At 60.6% G+C, this 17,500-nt stretch carries 12 protein-coding genes; 7 read left to right on the top strand and 5 right to left on the bottom strand.

Annotated features, from left to right (window positions below):
- Positions 1-10: 10 nt before the first annotated feature.
- Complete coding sequence (locus C0Z16_RS18210; protein ID WP_102633506.1) at positions 11-1,000, bottom strand: AraC family transcriptional regulator; 990 nt, start codon at positions 998-1,000, stop codon at positions 11-13.
- Positions 1,001-1,341: 341 nt separating this feature from the next.
- On the opposite strand from C0Z16_RS18210, the gene C0Z16_RS18215 reads away from it, so the two are divergent.
- On the top strand, positions 1,342-2,394 hold the full coding sequence (locus tag C0Z16_RS18215; RefSeq protein WP_102633507.1) for an NAD(P)-dependent alcohol dehydrogenase: 1,053 nt from the start codon (positions 1,342-1,344) through the stop codon (positions 2,392-2,394).
- A gap of 828 nt (positions 2,395-3,222) precedes the next feature.
- Positions 3,223-4,179: a LysR family transcriptional regulator gene (locus C0Z16_RS18220; RefSeq protein WP_102633508.1), complete on the top strand. Its 957-nt coding sequence runs from the start codon at positions 3,223-3,225 to the stop codon at positions 4,177-4,179.
- A gap of 46 nt (positions 4,180-4,225) precedes the next feature.
- Here the strand turns inward: C0Z16_RS18220 and C0Z16_RS18225 are convergent, their stop codons facing one another.
- Together C0Z16_RS18225 and C0Z16_RS18230 are read right to left on the bottom strand one after the other, a co-directional pair.
- A complete protein-coding gene (locus tag C0Z16_RS18225) occupies positions 4,226-5,362 on the bottom strand; it encodes a nucleoside hydrolase (protein ID WP_102633509.1) in 1,137 nt (378 codons plus the stop codon).
- 154 nt (positions 5,363-5,516) lie between these two features.
- A complete protein-coding gene (locus tag C0Z16_RS18230; RefSeq protein ID WP_102633510.1) occupies positions 5,517-6,500 on the bottom strand; it encodes a hypothetical protein in 984 nt (327 codons plus the stop codon).
- A gap of 125 nt (positions 6,501-6,625) precedes the next feature.
- Between C0Z16_RS18230 and C0Z16_RS18235 the strand changes: the two genes are divergently transcribed.
- The 5 genes from C0Z16_RS18235 (at position 6,626) to C0Z16_RS18250 (ending at position 13,564) form a co-directional block, all read left to right on the top strand.
- Positions 6,626-7,471 carry a M15 family metallopeptidase gene (locus C0Z16_RS18235; protein WP_167403540.1) on the top strand — a complete coding sequence of 282 codons (846 nt, stop codon included), beginning with the start codon at positions 6,626-6,628 and terminating at the stop codon, positions 7,469-7,471.
- On the top strand, positions 7,428-7,640 hold the full coding sequence (locus C0Z16_RS37435) for a hypothetical protein (protein WP_146014320.1): 213 nt from the start codon (positions 7,428-7,430) through the stop codon (positions 7,638-7,640). The genes C0Z16_RS18235 and C0Z16_RS37435 overlap by 44 nt, the downstream gene beginning before the upstream one ends.
- A 104-nt stretch (positions 7,641-7,744) precedes the next feature.
- Entirely contained in the window at positions 7,745-11,614 is a 3,870-nt protein-coding gene (tssM, locus tag C0Z16_RS18240; RefSeq protein WP_102633512.1) for a type VI secretion system membrane subunit TssM, read from the top strand.
- Positions 11,611-12,603 carry a type VI secretion system-associated protein TagF gene (tagF, locus tag C0Z16_RS18245; RefSeq protein ID WP_102633513.1) on the top strand — a complete coding sequence of 331 codons (993 nt, stop codon included), beginning with the start codon at positions 11,611-11,613 and terminating at the stop codon, positions 12,601-12,603. The genes tssM and tagF overlap by 4 nt, the downstream gene beginning before the upstream one ends.
- A 4-nt stretch (positions 12,604-12,607) precedes the next feature.
- On the top strand, positions 12,608-13,564 hold the full coding sequence (locus C0Z16_RS18250; protein WP_102633514.1) for an OmpA family protein: 957 nt from the start codon (positions 12,608-12,610) through the stop codon (positions 13,562-13,564).
- 96 nt (positions 13,565-13,660) lie between these two features.
- On the opposite strand, the gene tssA is transcribed toward C0Z16_RS18250, so the two are convergent.
- Together tssA and tssH are read right to left on the bottom strand one after the other, a co-directional pair.
- Complete coding sequence (tssA, locus tag C0Z16_RS18255; RefSeq protein ID WP_102633515.1) at positions 13,661-14,779, bottom strand: type VI secretion system protein TssA; 1,119 nt, start codon at positions 14,777-14,779, stop codon at positions 13,661-13,663.
- A gap of 35 nt (positions 14,780-14,814) precedes the next feature.
- The gene (tssH, locus tag C0Z16_RS18260) at positions 14,815-17,487 is read right to left on the bottom strand and encodes a type VI secretion system ATPase TssH (RefSeq protein WP_102633516.1); all 2,673 of its coding nucleotides are present in this window, start codon (positions 17,485-17,487) and stop codon (positions 14,815-14,817) included.
- Positions 17,488-17,500: the final 13 nt, after the last annotated feature.

A 17,500-nucleotide genomic window follows, 5' to 3' on the forward strand; every position in this document is an offset into this window, starting at 1 on the left:
GTGGCCGCGCTCAGACTGCCGTCACATAGCGCGCGACCGGCTTGACGATTCGCGGCGGCGGTGAGTCGTAGATTACACGCATGCGCTTCACTTCATCGACGGGACTCAGGCCGAACAGGCGCTTGAACTCACGGCTGAATTGCGACGCGCTTTCATAACCCACCCGCGCCGCGGCCGCCCCCGCATTCAGACCATCCTGCACCATCAGCAGACGCGCGTGATGCAGGCGCGTGGTCTTCACGTATTGCATCGGCGAGGTCGCTGTCACCGCCTTGAATTGCGCGTGGAAAACGGCGAGACTCATACCGGCTTCAGCGGCGAGCGTATCGACATCGAGCACGCCGTGGTAATCGGCGTGAATGCGGCGCAGCGCCTTTGCAACGCGCCCAAAATGATTCTGATGCGTGAGCGCCGCGCGAATCGCGTCGCCCTGCTCGCCCGTCAACACGCGATAACAGATTTCGCGCACGATGCCAGGTGCGAGAATGCGCGCGTCGAGCGGCGAGACCAACGCATCCAGCAAACGCTGCACCGCGCTGCTTAAAGCGGGATCGAGTGGAGTCGAGTAAATGCCGAGCGGTTCGTTCTGCGCGGCGCCTTGCGTTTCATTCAATGCCATCAGCAACTCGGCGACCATCGTCAGATCGACGCGAATCGAGATGCCGAGGAACGGCTCTTCCGTACTCGCCTCGGTCTCGCATTCGAACGGCAGCGGCACGGACAGCACGAGGTACTGCTGCGCGTCGTACTGGAATATCTGATCGCCGAGATAGCCGCGCTTGCGCCCCTGACACACGATGACAATGCTCGGCTCGTACATGACCGGCATGCGCGGCATCGGGCTATTGGCACGCATGAGACTTACGCCTTCGAGGCTCGAACGTGTCATGCCGGGTGTGGGCGCGAGCACGTCGAACAATTCGATCAGACGCCGTTGGGCGACACCGGCCGCGACGGATTGGGCAGAAGGCGACGACGGTTCGAAGGGACGAGGCGACATGACGATATAGTGACGTGCAAGAGAATAATGCCTGAAATTTAGCATCAAACAGCCTAACGCGCTCTGCCCCAGGAGTTTTAGGCAAATCTTCAAGACATTCAGGTATTCACTGGCTCGCTGCGGGCTTCTACCATGGGAACCCTGCCGGATCATCCTGTTCCGTGCTGCGCAGGGCCTGGTTGGCCATCTACGTTCAACGAAGTTACCACCGCCGCCGGCGCCGTGATTCGCGATCTGATCCGCGGTGTGGTGCGAAATCACGGCGAGGTTTGGCCGCATCGGCGACATGCGTCGCCCTTCGCCGGCGCCTTGCGACACTACCCTCTTTGCTGGAGCTACCCATGAGCACGACTTATGCCTATGCCGCGACCGACGCTAGCGCGCCGCTCGCCCCGTTCGAAATCCAGCGCCGCGAACTGCGCCCGCATGACGTGCAGATGGAAGTGCTGTTTTGCGGCGTGTGCCATTCCGACTTGCACCAGGCACGCAACGAATGGAAGAACACCGTGTTTCCCGTGGTGCCGGGCCATGAGATCGTCGGCCGCGTCACCGCCGTGGGTCCCGAGGTGACAAAGTACAAGGCGGGGGATCTGGTAGGCGTTGGATGCCTGGTCGATTCGTGCCGTACGTGTGCAAATTGCGCGGAAGGTCTCGAGCAGTACTGCGAGAATGGTTTTGTCGGCACGTATAACGGTGTGGACCGCGTCGACGGTCAGATCACATACGGTGGCTATTCGACACAACTGGTCGTCGACGAGGAATTCACGCTACGTGTGCCGCAAAATCTTGATCCTGCCGGCGTGGCGCCGTTGCTGTGCGCGGGCATCACGACGTATTCGCCGCTGCGCACGTGGGGCGCCGGTCCTGGCAAGAAGGTGGGGATTGTCGGCCTCGGCGGCCTGGGCCATATGGGCGTAAAGCTGGCGCATGCGATGGGTGCACATGTCGTGCTGTTCACGACGTCGCCCTCGAAGATCGAAGATGCGAAGCGGTTGGGCGCACACGAGGTGGTGATTTCGAAGAACCCGGAAGAGATGGAAGCCCATGCGAACAGCTTCGATCTGATCGTGAATACGGTGGCTGCGCAGCACGATCTGAACCCGTTCCTGAACCTGCTCAAGCGGGACGGAACGATGACGCTGGTGGGCGCACCGGAGCATGATCATCCGTCGCCGCAGGTGTTCAACCTGATTTTCAAGCGCCGCCGACTGGCTGGTTCGTTGATCGGCGGAATTGCCGAGACGCAGGAGATGCTGGATTTCTGCGGGGAACATGGAATTACTTCGGATATCGAAATTATTTCGATGCAGAAGATCAATGAGGCTTATGAACGGATTTTGAAGAGCGATGTTAAGTATCGGTTTGTGATTGATATGGATTCCTTGCGGAAGTGATTTTTTGGGTTTTTTTGCCTGCGGCGCGGGGTGGGTTTTCGCGTCTTCGGGTGGGTTTCGCGTCTGCGGGTGGGTTTTAGGCGTGGGTTTTAGGCGTGGCTTTTAGGCTTGGTTTTTTGGCCTTTCCTTGATGTCGCGGTGGTCTATTCGCGTTGCCCCTATGCGGGGCGGCACTCACTTTCTTTGCGGCCGCAAAGAAAGTAAGCAAAGAAAGCGGCTCACACCGCCAGCTCATAAGCGGGTCCCCTGGCTCGGAGGAGGCAGTGGTGCATCTGGAATCAGTGTTCTCGCACACTCCGCGCCAGTGACAAGGCCGTCATACCTCCCGCCTCGCACTATGTGCTCGTCCGAGCGGTTCGCCCAACCACTCTCTCGCGTTGGCGCGGCGAGGCCTTCGGCTTCGCCTTGACGCGCTCAAGTGATAACGGTTTGCTACTCCCGCCACTTGACCGAGTGGATGCTTAACGACTACTGATCGACATAACCGATGGCTTGCAGTACTACCGCTGCGGCGCGCGGAGCGTCGCCGGAAGAATGACTGCCTTGTCACGAGCGCGGAGTGTGCGAGGGCACTGATTCCAGATGCACCACTGCCTTCTCCGAGCCAGGGGACCCACTTATGAGCTGGCGGTGTGAGCCGCTTTCTTTGCTTACTTTCTTTGCGGCCGCAAAGAAAGTGAGTGCCGCCCCGCATAGGGGCAACGCGAATAGACCACAGAGACTTTCAAGAAAAGTCCAAAGTCCAAAGTCCAAAGTCGAAAATCCAAAAACCACCACCAAAACCCGCCGCACAGGCAACACAAAAAACCCAAACCAGGAGCACCACCCATGATTGACAGAATAACCGCAATGCGCACATTCATCCGGATAGTGGACACCAACAGCTTCACCCGCGCAGCGGAATCGCTGAACATTCCGCGCGCGACGGCGACAACCATCGTTCAGAATCTGGAAGCCGTGCTCGGCACTCAGTTGCTCGCACGCACCACGCGGCGCCTCAGCGTCACGCCCGAAGGCGCCGCCTACTACGAGCGCTGCGCGCAAATCCTCGCCGATATCGACGAGATGGAAGCCAGCATCCGTCACTCCACGGATAACCTCACGGGCCACCTGCGCATCGAAATGCCCGGCTCGGTGGCGAGCGCCATCGTCCTGCCCGCACTCGACGACTTCCATGCGCGTTACCCCAACCTCGATCTCGCTATCGGCGTCAGCAACCGTACCGTCGACCTGGTATCCGAAGCAATCGACTGCAGCATCCAACTCGGTGAATTGCCGGACTCGAATCTCGTCGCGCGGCAACTCGGCACTTTGGAGCACGTGACCTGCGCATCTCCGGATTACCTCGCCCGCTACGGCAAGCCCACGGCCCTCGGCGATTTACGCGGACACGTCGCCGTGAATTGCATGTCGCCGCATAACGGCCGCGAGGTCGCTTTCGATTTCGAAGTGGATGGCGAAGCACAAACCGTCAAGGTCAATGGCTTCATCAAGGTCAGCGACGAGCAGGCGTATCTCACCTGCGGACTGCAAGGCCACGGCCTCATTCAGCCCGCGCGTATCGCCGCTCAACCGTACCTGGACTCCGGGCTGTTGCGCGAAGTACTGCCGCAATGGAAGCCCGTGCCGATGCCGGTCTCAGTCGCGTATCTGAAGAATCGCCGCGTGTCGCCGCGCGTGCGCGCGTTCGTGGATTGGCTCGCGGAACTGTTCGAGAAGACGGAACACGTCGATCAGGATCTCTCGCGCGTGCGCCAATTGCTGCGTGGGCTGCATCCCGCGTGAAGCGGGTTCGATGCAGCCTCGCAGCAATGCAGTAAGTACCAGTCGATCAGCCTGGCACCGGCACCGGCCGAGTCAGTAGATCCACATAGAAATTGAAGAAGTTCTGGTTGTCGAAGCGTTTGACGATGGTCATCTTCTGCAAACCAGCCGGCGGTGAGCTCGTATAGCCGGTCGCTTTACCGTCATTGGCGCCGAAGCTCGTATCGACATCCACCCACTCGTCCACGGTCTGGGTCGCAAACGAAGGATGTATCAGATACCCGAGCGTCAGTGTGTCCCAGATGTTCGTGGTGTAGTTCGGGTTCGTCTCGAAACCGTTCTTTCCGTCGAAACCATAGCCGTTCAACGTCTTGAACAATTGAGTGATGATCGTCTGTTTCGTCGGATCGTGCGCGATACGGTCATAAAGCGCTTTATCCATCTTCACGGTGTCGGTCACGTCGAGCGGAACGACGACCTGCCTGATCGGCAGATGCAAAACCTCTTTCGCAGCCTCCGGATCGAACCACCAGTTGAATTCAGCCGTCGGCGTGGTGTTGCCCGGCACATCGACCGCGCCGCCCATGTAGACGATCTGCTTGATCAACGGCACGATCTCGGGATGCTGACGGGTGGCAAGCGCAATGTTGGTCAATGGTCCAATTGCGAGAATCGTCACCTCGCCAGGATTCTGCTTCACCGAGTCGACGATGAAATCCACCGCGCTTTTGCTCTGCACTTTCGTGTGAGTCGCAAACCCGTCAGGTGGCGCCACCAGATCGCTATCCGACTTCGGCTCGGGCGTGCCCCATGCGCCGAGATAACCGTCGCCGCCGGGGAATTGCGCCATTTCCGCCTGGATCGTGGCGAAATCATGCGACAACGCATAGTTCGCGCCTGCGTACACGCCGATCTGCTTCTCGACGCCGAGCCGCTCGACGGATTTCAGTGCATCCGCTACGCCCTGCTTCAACCATTGATTGCCGGACACCACGGTAATGCCGAGTACTTTCAGCGAACCCTGCGCCTGCAATTGCGCTGCCATGACGCCGAGTTGGCCGTCGTCGCTCAGCGTGTTGTAGTCGCTGTCGATAATGACTTTGGGGGGATTGGAAGGATTCAGATTACTGCCGCCACATGCCGCAATTGTCAGAGCAGTCACGACGCTTGCTACATAGCTCAATGCCACGAGAAACCGCTTCATTGATGTCTCCTGTTCTATCGCGTCGGTGTGCGACTAAGGAGAGTCATCATAGCGATCAAAGATGGCGAAATCAAACCGAAGCTCCGATGAGGCCCGTGAACGACACGAGCCTCGCTAGCCGCCGCTGAAACGAACGCTCGTGTGTCGAGGGGAATCAGGGTTGACGCGCTTGCGGCGTGGAGCCTGGGCATGCGGGGTCTTTACCCCAATGACCATCGCATTCGCGCCAGCGGCACAACTGCTCTTCGAAGAACCCGCGCTGTCCGCACTCTTTCACACGCTCGGCGAGCTTCGCATTGCCGGACACCGCGGCGGTCACTTTCGTCGCCGGATTGCTGCCGCCCGTTTTGGCATCCGCCGGTTTGGTGCGCGCAACGAGCGCTGCCAATAGATCGGCGTCCGAATCATCTTTCGACGTTGCACCCGGTTTCGCTTTCTTCGATTGAGCAATGGTAGCCGGCGCGCTCGAATGATGGCTGCTCGCACTGGCCGTCGCGCTCTCCTTCTTACTGCGCGCCGCGGTCTCATGCTTGCCCTTGCTTGCGACAGCCGCCGGCGAATTCTTGTCATGCTTCGCAGCTTGCGCAACCGTTGCCGCTGATGCAACCGATGCGCCAGATGCAGCCGCGAGAGACGCGGCAGCAGCGAGGGGTGCGGAAGCATTGCTGGGCTCGGCGCCGTCGGCAAGCGCGCGCGACAAGCGGCTTTCGCCTGCGCCCGCCGATGCGGACACTGAAGGAGCGGCGGCTTTGCTATCGCTGTCGTCGGCGATGATCGTCGCCGCCTGTGACGACGCGGGCGCAGCTGCCCCCGCATTCGCCGCAACCTGTACTACGGCGCTTGCGACGGACGCCGGTTCGGCAGTCCCCGCAATGTTCGCGGCACTGGCGGGCACCGTCGCAGCCAGCGACTCGTTGGGCGCACGCTGCTGCACATGCCACGCGCCCCAGCCGCCTGCCGCGATCACGAGCAAGGCGACGAGCGCAAGCGGCGTTTTGGACCGGCGTGGTTTATCGGTAGGCGCGACGCGGCCTTCCAGATTCGCGAGAATTCGCGAACCATTGCCATCGGCACCTTTAGCCTTATCGGATAACAGGCTAGGCGGGGCTTTGGAATTTGAACTTTCCGGCGCACTCATTCACTGTCTCATTGAATCCTGGATTATTTCGCCGTGATAATACCGCTCCGGCTCCGCTCCGAGCAGGCCTGATTCTAAGAGCAAGCATTACAAAATACAATTGTTTCCAATTTCCGGGGTCGCCATTGATTGCCGTAGCACTTCTTGCCTATTTCGCCGTCGCAGTCCTGATCGCCGCAATGCTGCTTTTGCCGGCGGTACGCACTTCTTTATTAGGCGTTGCACTCACTATTCATGGCCGCGTTATGCGCGGGGCATCGCGTAGCGCATCGCGCGCGCGGGGTCAATTAGTACGCTCGGCAAGAACTTCGCAATCGACTGTAGTCGATATGAAAAAATTACTGGCGCGCCGGCGCTTGCTGATTTTTACCACGACAGGTATTCTTGCGACGCCGCCATTGGTGGCTTTGGCATTACGCGGCAGGCAGTTATTCCAATTCGATGAAACCGCACGGGTACCCGACGAGAAAATTGCTGCCTTATTGAACGGCGAACAGCTCGTGCCCCCGCCGCCGCTGCCGCCGGAGGTCTTCGCCACGCGTGAAGTCGAGCAGATCCGACCCGCGCTAAAAGATGCGAGCCGCGACTGGAATCTGCTCGACGCCGACTTCAGAACGCGTTTATTGCTCGTCTACAAAATCATGCACGAGCAGTATGGGTACGAAATGGCTTTGCTGGAAGGTTATCGCAGTCCGGAGCGGCAAAACCGGCTCGCGCAAATTGGGAGCAACGTCACCAATGCCGCAGCGTTTCAAAGCTATCACCAATACGGTCTTGCGGCGGACAATGCGTTTTTACGCGACGGCAAGCTCGTCATTTCAGAAAAAGATCCCTGGGCCATGCGAGGCTATCAGTTATATGGGCAAACCGCCGAACAGGTCGGCCTGACATGGGGTGGCCGCTGGAAAATGATGGATCTCGGGCACGTTGAATATCACAAACCCGGCTTCGTCCTCGGGCGGGGTCATTAAGGCGAAGCGGGAACAAGAGGTTGAAAAATGGGGCGTTCAATCAATATTTCTGGCAAAAAACGGCAATTCAAGCGGCAATGCAAGATACATTGGCGCATTCATCCAGCCGCTGTCCGCAACACTGGCGATTGCGGATTTAACAATTCAGCCGTTTTTGGACTTTTCCTGAATCGGCTTTCATTTTCTTTCGCTCCAGTTTCAAACGCTGCACGCGCGTGATGCCGTTTGCCACAGCACGCGCCACAACACCAATTACCAAGACCTGACCGGCTTATGCGACGCTTTCTCAACGTGTTGACCCATCCACGCACGCTCTCGATCATCGGCCTGCTCGCGCTCGCTGCTGTGTTATTCGTCGGCGCCAGTACACTGCAGATCGACATCATGTGGCCGGCCATCGCACTCGCTGTGTTCGTCGTGCTATGGCTGCTGGTCTGGGTGGTGCGCCGCCTGCGCGCGCGCCGCGCGAACCGCAAGCTCGGCGAGATGCTGGAGCAGCAGGCGGAGAAACAAAGCGCCGAGGCCGGGCCCGCCCCCACGCCTGCGCGCCAGGCCGAACTCGACTTGCTGCGCACGCGCCTCGTCGATGCGGTCAAAACCATCAAGACCTCGAAGATCGGCCAGGTCTCCGGCGGCTCGGCGCTGTACGAGTTGCCGTGGTACATCGTGATCGGCAATCCCGCGGCCGGCAAGAGCAGCGCGGTGTTGAACTCCGGCTTGCAATTTCCCTTCGCCGACAAGAACAACGCGGTGATTCACGGCATCGGCGGCACGCGCAATTGCGACTGGTTCTTCACGACCGAAGGCATTCTGCTCGATACGGCAGGCCGCTATTCCGTTCATGAGGAAGACCGCACCGAATGGCTCGGCTTTCTTGGCCTGCTGAAACGCTTCAGGCCGAAAGCGCCGATCAACGGCATCATCGTGACGGCGAGTATCGCGGAACTCACCAGCAGCAAGCCCGAATTCGCGATCAATCTCGCGAAGAACCTGCGCCAGCGCGTGCAGGAATTGACCGAGAAGCTCGAAGTCTTCGCGCCGGTCTATGTGATGTTCACCAAGGCCGACCTGATCACCGGCTTCACCGAATTCTTCAGCGGCAGCGAGCGTCATGAGTATGACCGCGTGTGGGGCGCCACCCTGCCCTACGAGTCGGACGAAAAGCGCGATGTGGTAGGCCTCTTCGACGAGCACTTCGAAGAACTGTACGACGGCCTGAAAGAAATCAGCGTCGCGCAAATGTCGATCAATCGCGGCAACAAGCTTTCGCCCGGCCAACTGAGCTTTCCGCTCGAATTCTCGACGATCAAGCCGGCATTGCGCGCGTTTCTCGCCACGCTGTTTGAAACGAACCCGTTCCAGCACAAGCCGATCTTCCGCGGCTTCTATTTCACGAGCGCGTTGCAGGAAGGCGAGACCAATAGCGCCGCGGCCACACGCATCGCGAATCGCTTCGGCCTGAGCGCGGACAGCATGCCGAAGCCGCATAGCGCGTTCTCGAAGAACGGCTTCTTCCTGCGCGATCTGTTTTCAAAGGTTATTTTTGCGGACCGGCAAACGGTTAAACAATTCGCGAGCCCCGCGAAGACGCGCATGCGTTATGCAACGTTCTTCGGCTTCGTCGCCGTGCTCGCGCTCGCGCTCGGCGGCTGGACGTGGTCGACCATCGGCAATCAGCAACTCGCCGAGAATGTGAAGGCCGACCTCGATAACGTGGTGCGTTTGCAGCAGAACCGCAACGACCTGCAATCGCGTCTGCAGGCCATGGACGTTCTCGAAGACCGTATCGACCAGCTGGAACAGTTCCGCCGCGACAAGCCGCTCGCGGTCTCGCTCGGTCTCTATCAGGGCGATCGTCTCGAACAGCGCCTGCTCACCGAGTACTACAACGGTGTGCGCCAGATCCTGCTCGATCCGGTTTCGCAAAACCTCGCGTCGTTTATGAAGGACGTCAACGCGCATCCCGATCAGCTCGCGCCGCTGAATCGCACGCCGGATGCCGCCGCCATTCCCGTGTCGGCTCACACCGCCATGGCGGCGAACAATCAGAGCGGCGGTCTGTATAGCGACGCATCGCCGACGAACGTCGAAGACGCCTACAACGCGCTCAAAACGTATCTGATGCTGAGCGACAAGCGTCATGTGGAAACGGCTCACCTGACCGATCAGGTGGCGCGCTTCTGGCGCGGCTGGCTCGAAACGAATCGCGGCAACATGCCTCGGGACGAAATGATCCGCAGCGCCGAGCGCATGATCACGTTCTACTTGTCGCGCGTATCCGACGACGACTGGCCGATGATCGACCAGAACCTCGGCCTCGTCGATCAGACGCGTGAAAACCTGCGCCGCGTGGTGCGAGGCATGCCGGCGCGTCAGCGCGTCTATGAAGAGATCAAGGCCCGTGCGTCGACCCGTTTTGCGCCGATGACGATCGCTCGCATCGTCGGCGAAAACAATACGGCGCTGGTGGCGGGCAGCTATGCGATCCCGGGCACCTTCACGCGTGAGGCGTGGTTCCAGTACGTGCAGCCCGCGATTCGCGACGCCGCCACCAAAGAACTGCAGGCGAAGGACTGGGTGCTCAACACTTCCGCGCACGACGACCTCACGCTCGAAGGCAGCCCCGAGCAGATCCAGAAAGCGCTCGTCACGATGTACAAGACCGAGTATGCAACGCACTGGCAGAAGTTCATGCAAGGCATTGCGGTGCAGAGCTTCGGCAGCTTTGGACAAGCGGTGGATGCGATGAACCGCCTCGGCGATCCGCAGGACTCGCCGATCCGCAAAGTGCTCGAAACCGCTTACGATCAGACCTCGTGGGATAACCCATCGCTTTTCAACGCGAATCTGAAACGTGCGCAAAGCGGCGTCACCAGTTGGTTCAGGCAATGGTTCGCGCGTGCGCCGACCGCTCAGGTGAACGCGAACATCGACATCAACGGCAATCCGGTTGAAATGCCGATGGGTCCGATCGGACAGGAGTTCTCCGCGCTCGGCCGCATTGTCGTGACGGGCGACAACGGCTCGATGCTGAAGGGCTATATGGACACCCTGTCGAAAGTCCGTACGCGCTTTAACGTGATCAAGAACCAGGGCGATCCGGGACCCGGCGCACGTCAGCTCATGCAGCAGACGCTCGACGGCAACGGCTCTGAACTGGCCGATTCGCTGAAGTATGTCGACGAGCAGATGCTGACGGGCCTCACCGATTCGCAGCGCAAGGCCTTGCGTCCACTGCTGGTGCGTCCGCTGATGGCCGCGTATGCAGTGGTGATTCAACCCGCGAGCGTCGAAGTGAACAAGGTGTGGAACGCGCAGGTTTATCAGGCGTTCCAAGGCTCGCTCGCGAACAAGTACCCGTTTGCCGGCGATGCGAAGGTCGAAGCCGGCGCCGGCGAAATCGCGCAGGTATTCGGTCCTGACGGCTCGATTGCGAAGTTCGTCGGCACCACGCTCGGGCCGCTCGCGGTGCGCCGTGGCGACACGTTGACCGCTCGCACATGGGGCGACATGGGCCTCGCGCTCGCGCCCGACTTCACGAACGGCTTCGCGCGTTGGGTCGCGCCGCTCGCCGGCGGTGCAGCGGGTGCGTCCGCGGGCCAAAGCTCGGCTGAACCGCAGACTGTGTTCCAGATCCTGCCGCAGCCGAGCAGCGGCACGACCGAGTACACGCTCGCGATCGACGGTCAACAGATGCGCTACCGCAACACGCCGCCGCAATGGACCAACTTCGTGTGGCCGAATCCGTCGGGCTCGCCAGGCGCTACATTGAACGCGACCACCTTCGACGGCCGCACGCTGCAACTCGTCAACGAGCCGGGTCGCTACGGTCTGGAGAAGCTGATCAACTCGGCGCAACGCAAGCGCCGTCCTGACGGCACCTTCGACCTGTCGTGGACGCAAGGCAACGTGACGGTGGCGGTCAGCATGCGCATCATCAGTACGTCGCAAGCATCGGGCGGCAGCAGCGACGCACCGCAACAGCAGAGCCTGCGCGGTCTGCATCTGCCGTCGTCGGTGGCGGACGTGAGCGCAGCGGCAAATTCGGTCACCGCGACGGCCGCGAACACGGCGCCGGCAACGCCTGGGGTGCGGCCTGCGACGGCTGCCACCGCGGTTTCGAACATAGGGGGTGCGCAATGACGCAGACCGTGCAGGCGCAAATCGCGTACTTCGGCAAAATTCCGTCGCGTGGCGACTTCGTGAAAAGCGCGCATAACCCGCAGTTGCTTGCCACGCTCGACCGCTGGATCGCCGAAGCCATGGAGTTGCTCACCGACGATCCGCGCTGGAAGATCGTCTACGAAAACGCGAAGCCGATGCACTTCGCGTTCCTCGGTTCGCGCAGCAAGCTCGCGATTGCCGGGCATATGGTGGCGAGTCACGATCAGTCGTCGCGGCGCTTTCCGTTTCTTGCCGCGACCGCGCTCGAAGTCGAAAAGCCGCTGACGTTCCTCGCGCACAGTCCGCTCGCTTTCGCGCGTTTGTGGTCGCGAGTGTCGGCGCAAATGAAGCCCTTGCTCGGCGTAAGCGAGCCGGCTGGCGCATTACAGGCGCTTGGCGAAACGCAGGTGCCGATCGAAATCGGCGGCGGTCCCGGCAATCCGCATGACGGCACGTTCAACGACTTCGTCGAACATCAGACGCTCGCCGGACTTGAACAAATGCTGCTCGCGAGCGGGCATCCGGTGCGATTGCGCGGCGCGATGCTCGCGCTCGGTTCATTACTGCGTCCGGTAATGCAAAGCGGCTCGTCGCATCTCGAACGCGGACTCACGCTGCCGCTGCCGAACGATCCGTTCTATCGCAGTCTCGTCGCCGCGTTCTGGCTCGAACTGATTGCGCCGTTCGTCGCGCAGGCGGATTTTGAACTGGCGATTTTCATCGGCACGATTGCGGAGCGCGAGCGGCTCATCATCGGCTTTAACGGCGCGTCGGCAAAAACGCTGCACAGTGTGGTCGATCCGCAAGCCTATGCAGCACATAACATCGATATCGACGACCCCGAGTGGATCGACGAACACGCACAAAACGACCATGGCACCAGCAAGCTCGTCAGCTACCTCGACCAACCGCAACTGTCCTTGCGCGTCAGCATCGACACGTTCCGCGAAGCCTTCGCGGGAGCGTAATGCAATGCTGAACTCACGCACCCAGGTCACCGCGCTCCTCGCGGGCTTGATGCTTAGCGCATTGGCTCACGCCGACAACGACGGCCCGGCGCGCGTCACGCCGGTCGACAACAGCGGCGTTTCGATTCGCACGACGACCCTGCCCGCGCCTTCTTCCACTAATGCGGGCAACGCTGGGCCTGCGGTGAATACGGCAGGCCTCGCAAGCGGCACGACCGGCGCCGGCACCGGCGCGATTACCGCTTCGCCGCCGCCTGCGAACGCGACGCCGGGCCAGGTCGTGGCCGGCGGCAAGGTGCCGGACGAGGCGACCAAGGCCGCCGTGCTCGCGCGTTTGCGCGACACGTACGGCGCGGCCAACGTGGTCGATCAGATCGAGGTCGCGGATGTCGCGACGCCGCCGAACTGGTCCGCCAACGTGCAAAAACTGATCGGCCCGCAACTCAAGCAGATCAGCAAGGGGCAGTTGAAAATCGACGGCACGCAGATCGACGTAAAGGGCGAAGTGCGCAACGAATCGCAGCGTCAGCAACTCGCGAGCGATATGGCGAACGCGCTGAATCCGACGTACACGATCAGGAACGGCTTGCGCGTCAGTGCCTCCGAACAGGGCCTTCTCGACCAGACGCTCGCCAACCGCACAATCGAATTCGAAACCGGCAGCGCGACGCTCACGCCGCCAGGCCGCGCGATTCTCGATCAGATGGCAACCGCGATGCTAAAGATGGCGACGAAGACGGTCGCAATCATCGGGCACACGGACAACTCGGGCAATCGCACGTCGAACATCGCGCTGAGTCAGGCGCGTGCCGATGCAGTGAAGGGTTATCTCGTCGCGAAGGGCATCCCGCCGCAGCAAATGAGCACGACCGGAGTCGGGCCCGATCAGCCGATTGCATCGAACGATACCGCCGATGGACGCGCACGCAACCGGCGCATTGAATTCCGCGCGGGATCGTAAGCGGACCACTGCGCCATTGCTGAAACTACTCGCACAAAAAAGCCTGGCTTGGTCAATAGACTCGCAGCCAGGCTTTTCGCTTTTCGACGCGGACGTCTAGCTGCTTTCTTCCGGCTTCACGCCAAGCAACTCGCGAATATGCGCGAGCGATCCGTCGTCTTTCACCACCGTCGAGAGCCACTGATGCAATGGCATATCCGCCGCCTCCGCAGCTTTTTCCGCGAAATAGGCGGCGGGATTGTGCGGCTCGGTGTCGCGAAAGAACCGCGCCACCGCACGCAACTGCGCGACGGCTTGCGCGCGGCTCTGGATTCCAGCCATCGGGCTCGTCGCCGTGGTCGTCAACACGAGTTCCTCACGTTGCGGTGAAGTCTTGAAGGTCGGCTCGGCGCGTTCGTGCGCGTGAGGCGTAGGCTCTCCGGATGCATTACCAGGCGCCTGCTGCGATTCAACGCTCACACCCAATTCGCGTGCAAAACGTTCGGCCAGACGATAAACGCTTTCATACGCATCCTTCGCCTGACGGAAGCTTGGCGCGGAATCAACGGCACGCCGGTCCAATTCCTTTTCGAGCGCGAGCATCGCGGCTTCGAACGCCTTGAGCTCGACCAGTAGTGTCGAATAAAACGCTGGCGGCGTAGCGCGTTTCGATGCGTCGATCTGCTCGATGGAAGGCTTGCCGCGTACGATGTCGTCAGCATGATCGGGATCGCGCTTCACGGCTTGCGCGACGTGCGTGGCCACGTCCCAATCGATCGTGCTGTACACGCTCCCTTGTGATGATGTGAGCGGCATCGCGCGCAGCAGATCGCCGGTTCGTCCGACAAGCCACGCGACATTGCCGAGGCGATACTCGGTGTCGTCCCCTTCCGGCAGCGGATGAACGGCATCCCAGTACTTTTCGCACAGCCCGGTGAGTAGCGCATAACCTTGCGTGAGCCCGATCACGCCTTCTTCGATAGCAAGCGCTTCCGTGAGCCAGACAGCGAGCCGCAAGTCTTTGGTCTGCGTTTGCAACAAGGCATTCGAACGTTCGATCACGAAAGGCCAGTCGGCTTCCTTGATTTCGGTGACCCACTCGCCTTGATCCAGCGACGGGTCTTCGAAACGGCGAGCGTGCTGAATTGCATCGAAGTCGGCGGAGAACAGCAGATCTTCGCCGCAGGGCGCGGCTTCACTGATGGGAGCAAGCAGGGTGTTCAGATTGGTCGGCATGGCAGAAAGCTATCAATTTGCATTCATGAAACTACTTATACGACCGCATAGTCGAACTCGCCCGCTTCGCTCGCGCGCACCGAAATACGCTCGATCGCCGCGCCGTTGGCAATGCGCTCCAACACCTGCTGCGCCACCTCGGGCAACAGCGTGCCGTTCAGAATGTGATCGACGTTGCGCGCGCCGGAATCCACTTCGGTGCAACGCGCGAGCACCGCATCGATCAAAGACTCATCCCACTCGAACACGGCCTGATGATTCGATTCGATGCGGCGGCGAATCCGTTCCAGTTTCAACTCGATGATCTCGGCAAGCACGTCGTCCGAGATCGGATAGTAGGGCACCACTTTCATGCGTCCAAGAAAAGCCGGTTTAAACGCTTTATATAGTTGCGGACGCAGGGTTTCCGCGAGTGCGTCGGCGTCGGGTAATTCGTCGGCGCTCTTGTTCAGGCAAGCCTGCATGACCGCTTGCGAACCGATATTCGACGTGAGGATGATCAGCGTATTGCGGAAGTCGATTTCCCGGCCTTCGGCGTCATCCATCGTGCCTTTGTCGAACACCTGGAAGAACATTTCGAGCACATCGGGATGCGCCTTTTCGACCTCATCCAGCAACACTACCGAATACGGATTGCGGCGCACCGCTTCTGTCAACACACCGCCCTCACCATAACCGACGTAGCCCGGTGGCGAACCTTTCAGGCCCGACACACTATGCGCTTCCTGATACTCGCTCATGTTGATCGTGACCATCTTGCGTTCGCCGCCGTACAGCACATCGGCGAGTGCGAGCGCGGTCTCCGTCTTGCCGACACCCGACGGTCCGACGAACATGAACACACCGCGCGGCTTGTTCGGATCTTCGAGGTTCGCGCTTGCCGTGCGCACTCGCTGCGCAATCGCTTCGAGTGCATGGTCCTGACCGATCACGCGCGCGGCGAGCAGCGGTTGCAGGTTGAGTACAGTCTGAATTTCATCCTTGACCATTCGGCCGAGCGGAATGCCTGTCCATGACGCAACAATTTCGGCGACCACATGGCCGTCCACCTGCAACGGCACCATCGGCTGACCGCCCTGCAGTGCATACAATTCGGCGACACGCATCGCAAGTGCTTCGCGCGCCTGTTGGGCCTTCCCCGCCTGTTCCGCGTCCGCACTGCTCACGCGAGCGGCGTCGATGTCCGCACGCAAGCCGACGATCTCGGTCACCAGTACGCGCTCCTTGTCGTAGCGCGCTTCATCTTCGGCGAGATGCTGGAGGTCTTCTTCGCGCAACTGGCGCAATTCCGCGAGCCGCTCGTCGTGCAGCGCCCCGCTCGCCACCTCGCGTTCGAGCGCGGCGATTTCCGCGTCGATACGCTCAATGCGTTTCTTCGTGTCGTCGATTGCGGCCGGTGTCGAACTGTGTGCGAGCGCGACTTTCGCGCATGCAGTGTCGAGCACGCTGATCGCTTTATCCGGCAGTTGCCGGCCGCTAATGTAGCGATGCGAGAGGCGCACCGCTTCGGTAATCGCGTCGTCGAGCACGCGCACATTAAAGTGCTTTTCCATCAACGACGCCATGCCGCGCAACATGGCCGCCGCGAGTGACTCATTCGGCTCTTCGATCTTCACGACCTGGAAACGGCGCGCGAGCGCGGCGTCTTTTTCAAAGTACTTTTTGTACTCGCTCCACGTGGTCGCCGCGACTGTGCGCAGTTCGCCGCGCGCCAATGCCGGTTTCAACAGATTCGCGGCGTCGTTCTGTCCGGCCTGGCCGCCGGCGCCGATGATCGTATGCGCCTCGTCGATAAACAGAATGATCGGATGCGGGCTCTTCTTCACCTCGTCGATCACATTCTTCAGGCGGTTCTCGAACTCGCCCTTCACGCTCGCGCCTGCTTGCAACAGCCCCATGTCGAGCACATGCAACGCCACGCCTTTGAGCGGCGCGGGAACGTCGTCTGCTGCGATGCGCAGCGCGAGACCTTCGACCACCGCTGTCTTGCCGACGCCCGCCTCGCCGGTCATGATCGGATTGTTCTGCCGGCGTCGCATCAGAATGTCGATGGTCTGGCGAATCTCGGCTTCGCGGCCGATCACCGGATCGATCTGGCCTTCACGCGCGCGCTGCGTGAGGTTGCTGGTGTAGGTATCGAGCGCGGGGGTTTTCGATGGCACGCCGGACGTAGCATCGGAAGGCGCTGCATGGCTCGTGTTCTCTTCGCCCTGCGCCGCATTGCTGCGCTCGACTTCGCGCGAGCCCGCGGTCAGCTCGTCGAACTTGTGCTTCAAATCCGTCACGCGCACATCGCGCAGCAATGGCGACATGCGCTCGGCAAACTGCGCGAGATCGGGCGCGCTCACCAACGCGAGCAGCAAATGTCCCGACCGAATGCGCCCAGTCTGCGAATCGAGCGATGCAATCAGCCAGGCCTGTTCGAGCAGATCGATCAGATGTTTCGAGAACACCGGCGTGCGCGTATTGCCGGTTTTCAGGCGCTGCAATTCGCGCTCGATGTCCGCGTGCAACGCATGCGGATCGATTCTGCTTGCACGCAGCACCAGTGCAACGTCGCTTGCGGGTTCATCGAGCAGCGCGAGCAGAAGATGCTCGAGGTCGACCTCGTAATGACCACGCGCGAGACAGTTGTTCGCCGCGAGCAACGCCGCCTGCCGGCAGGTCGAATTCAATTTGGCGATCAAGGTATTGAGGGACGTGCTCATGTCGTGCGATCCG

The organism is Paraburkholderia rhynchosiae (assembly GCF_002879865.1).
GTDB lineage: Bacteria > Pseudomonadota > Gammaproteobacteria > Burkholderiales > Burkholderiaceae > Paraburkholderia > Paraburkholderia rhynchosiae.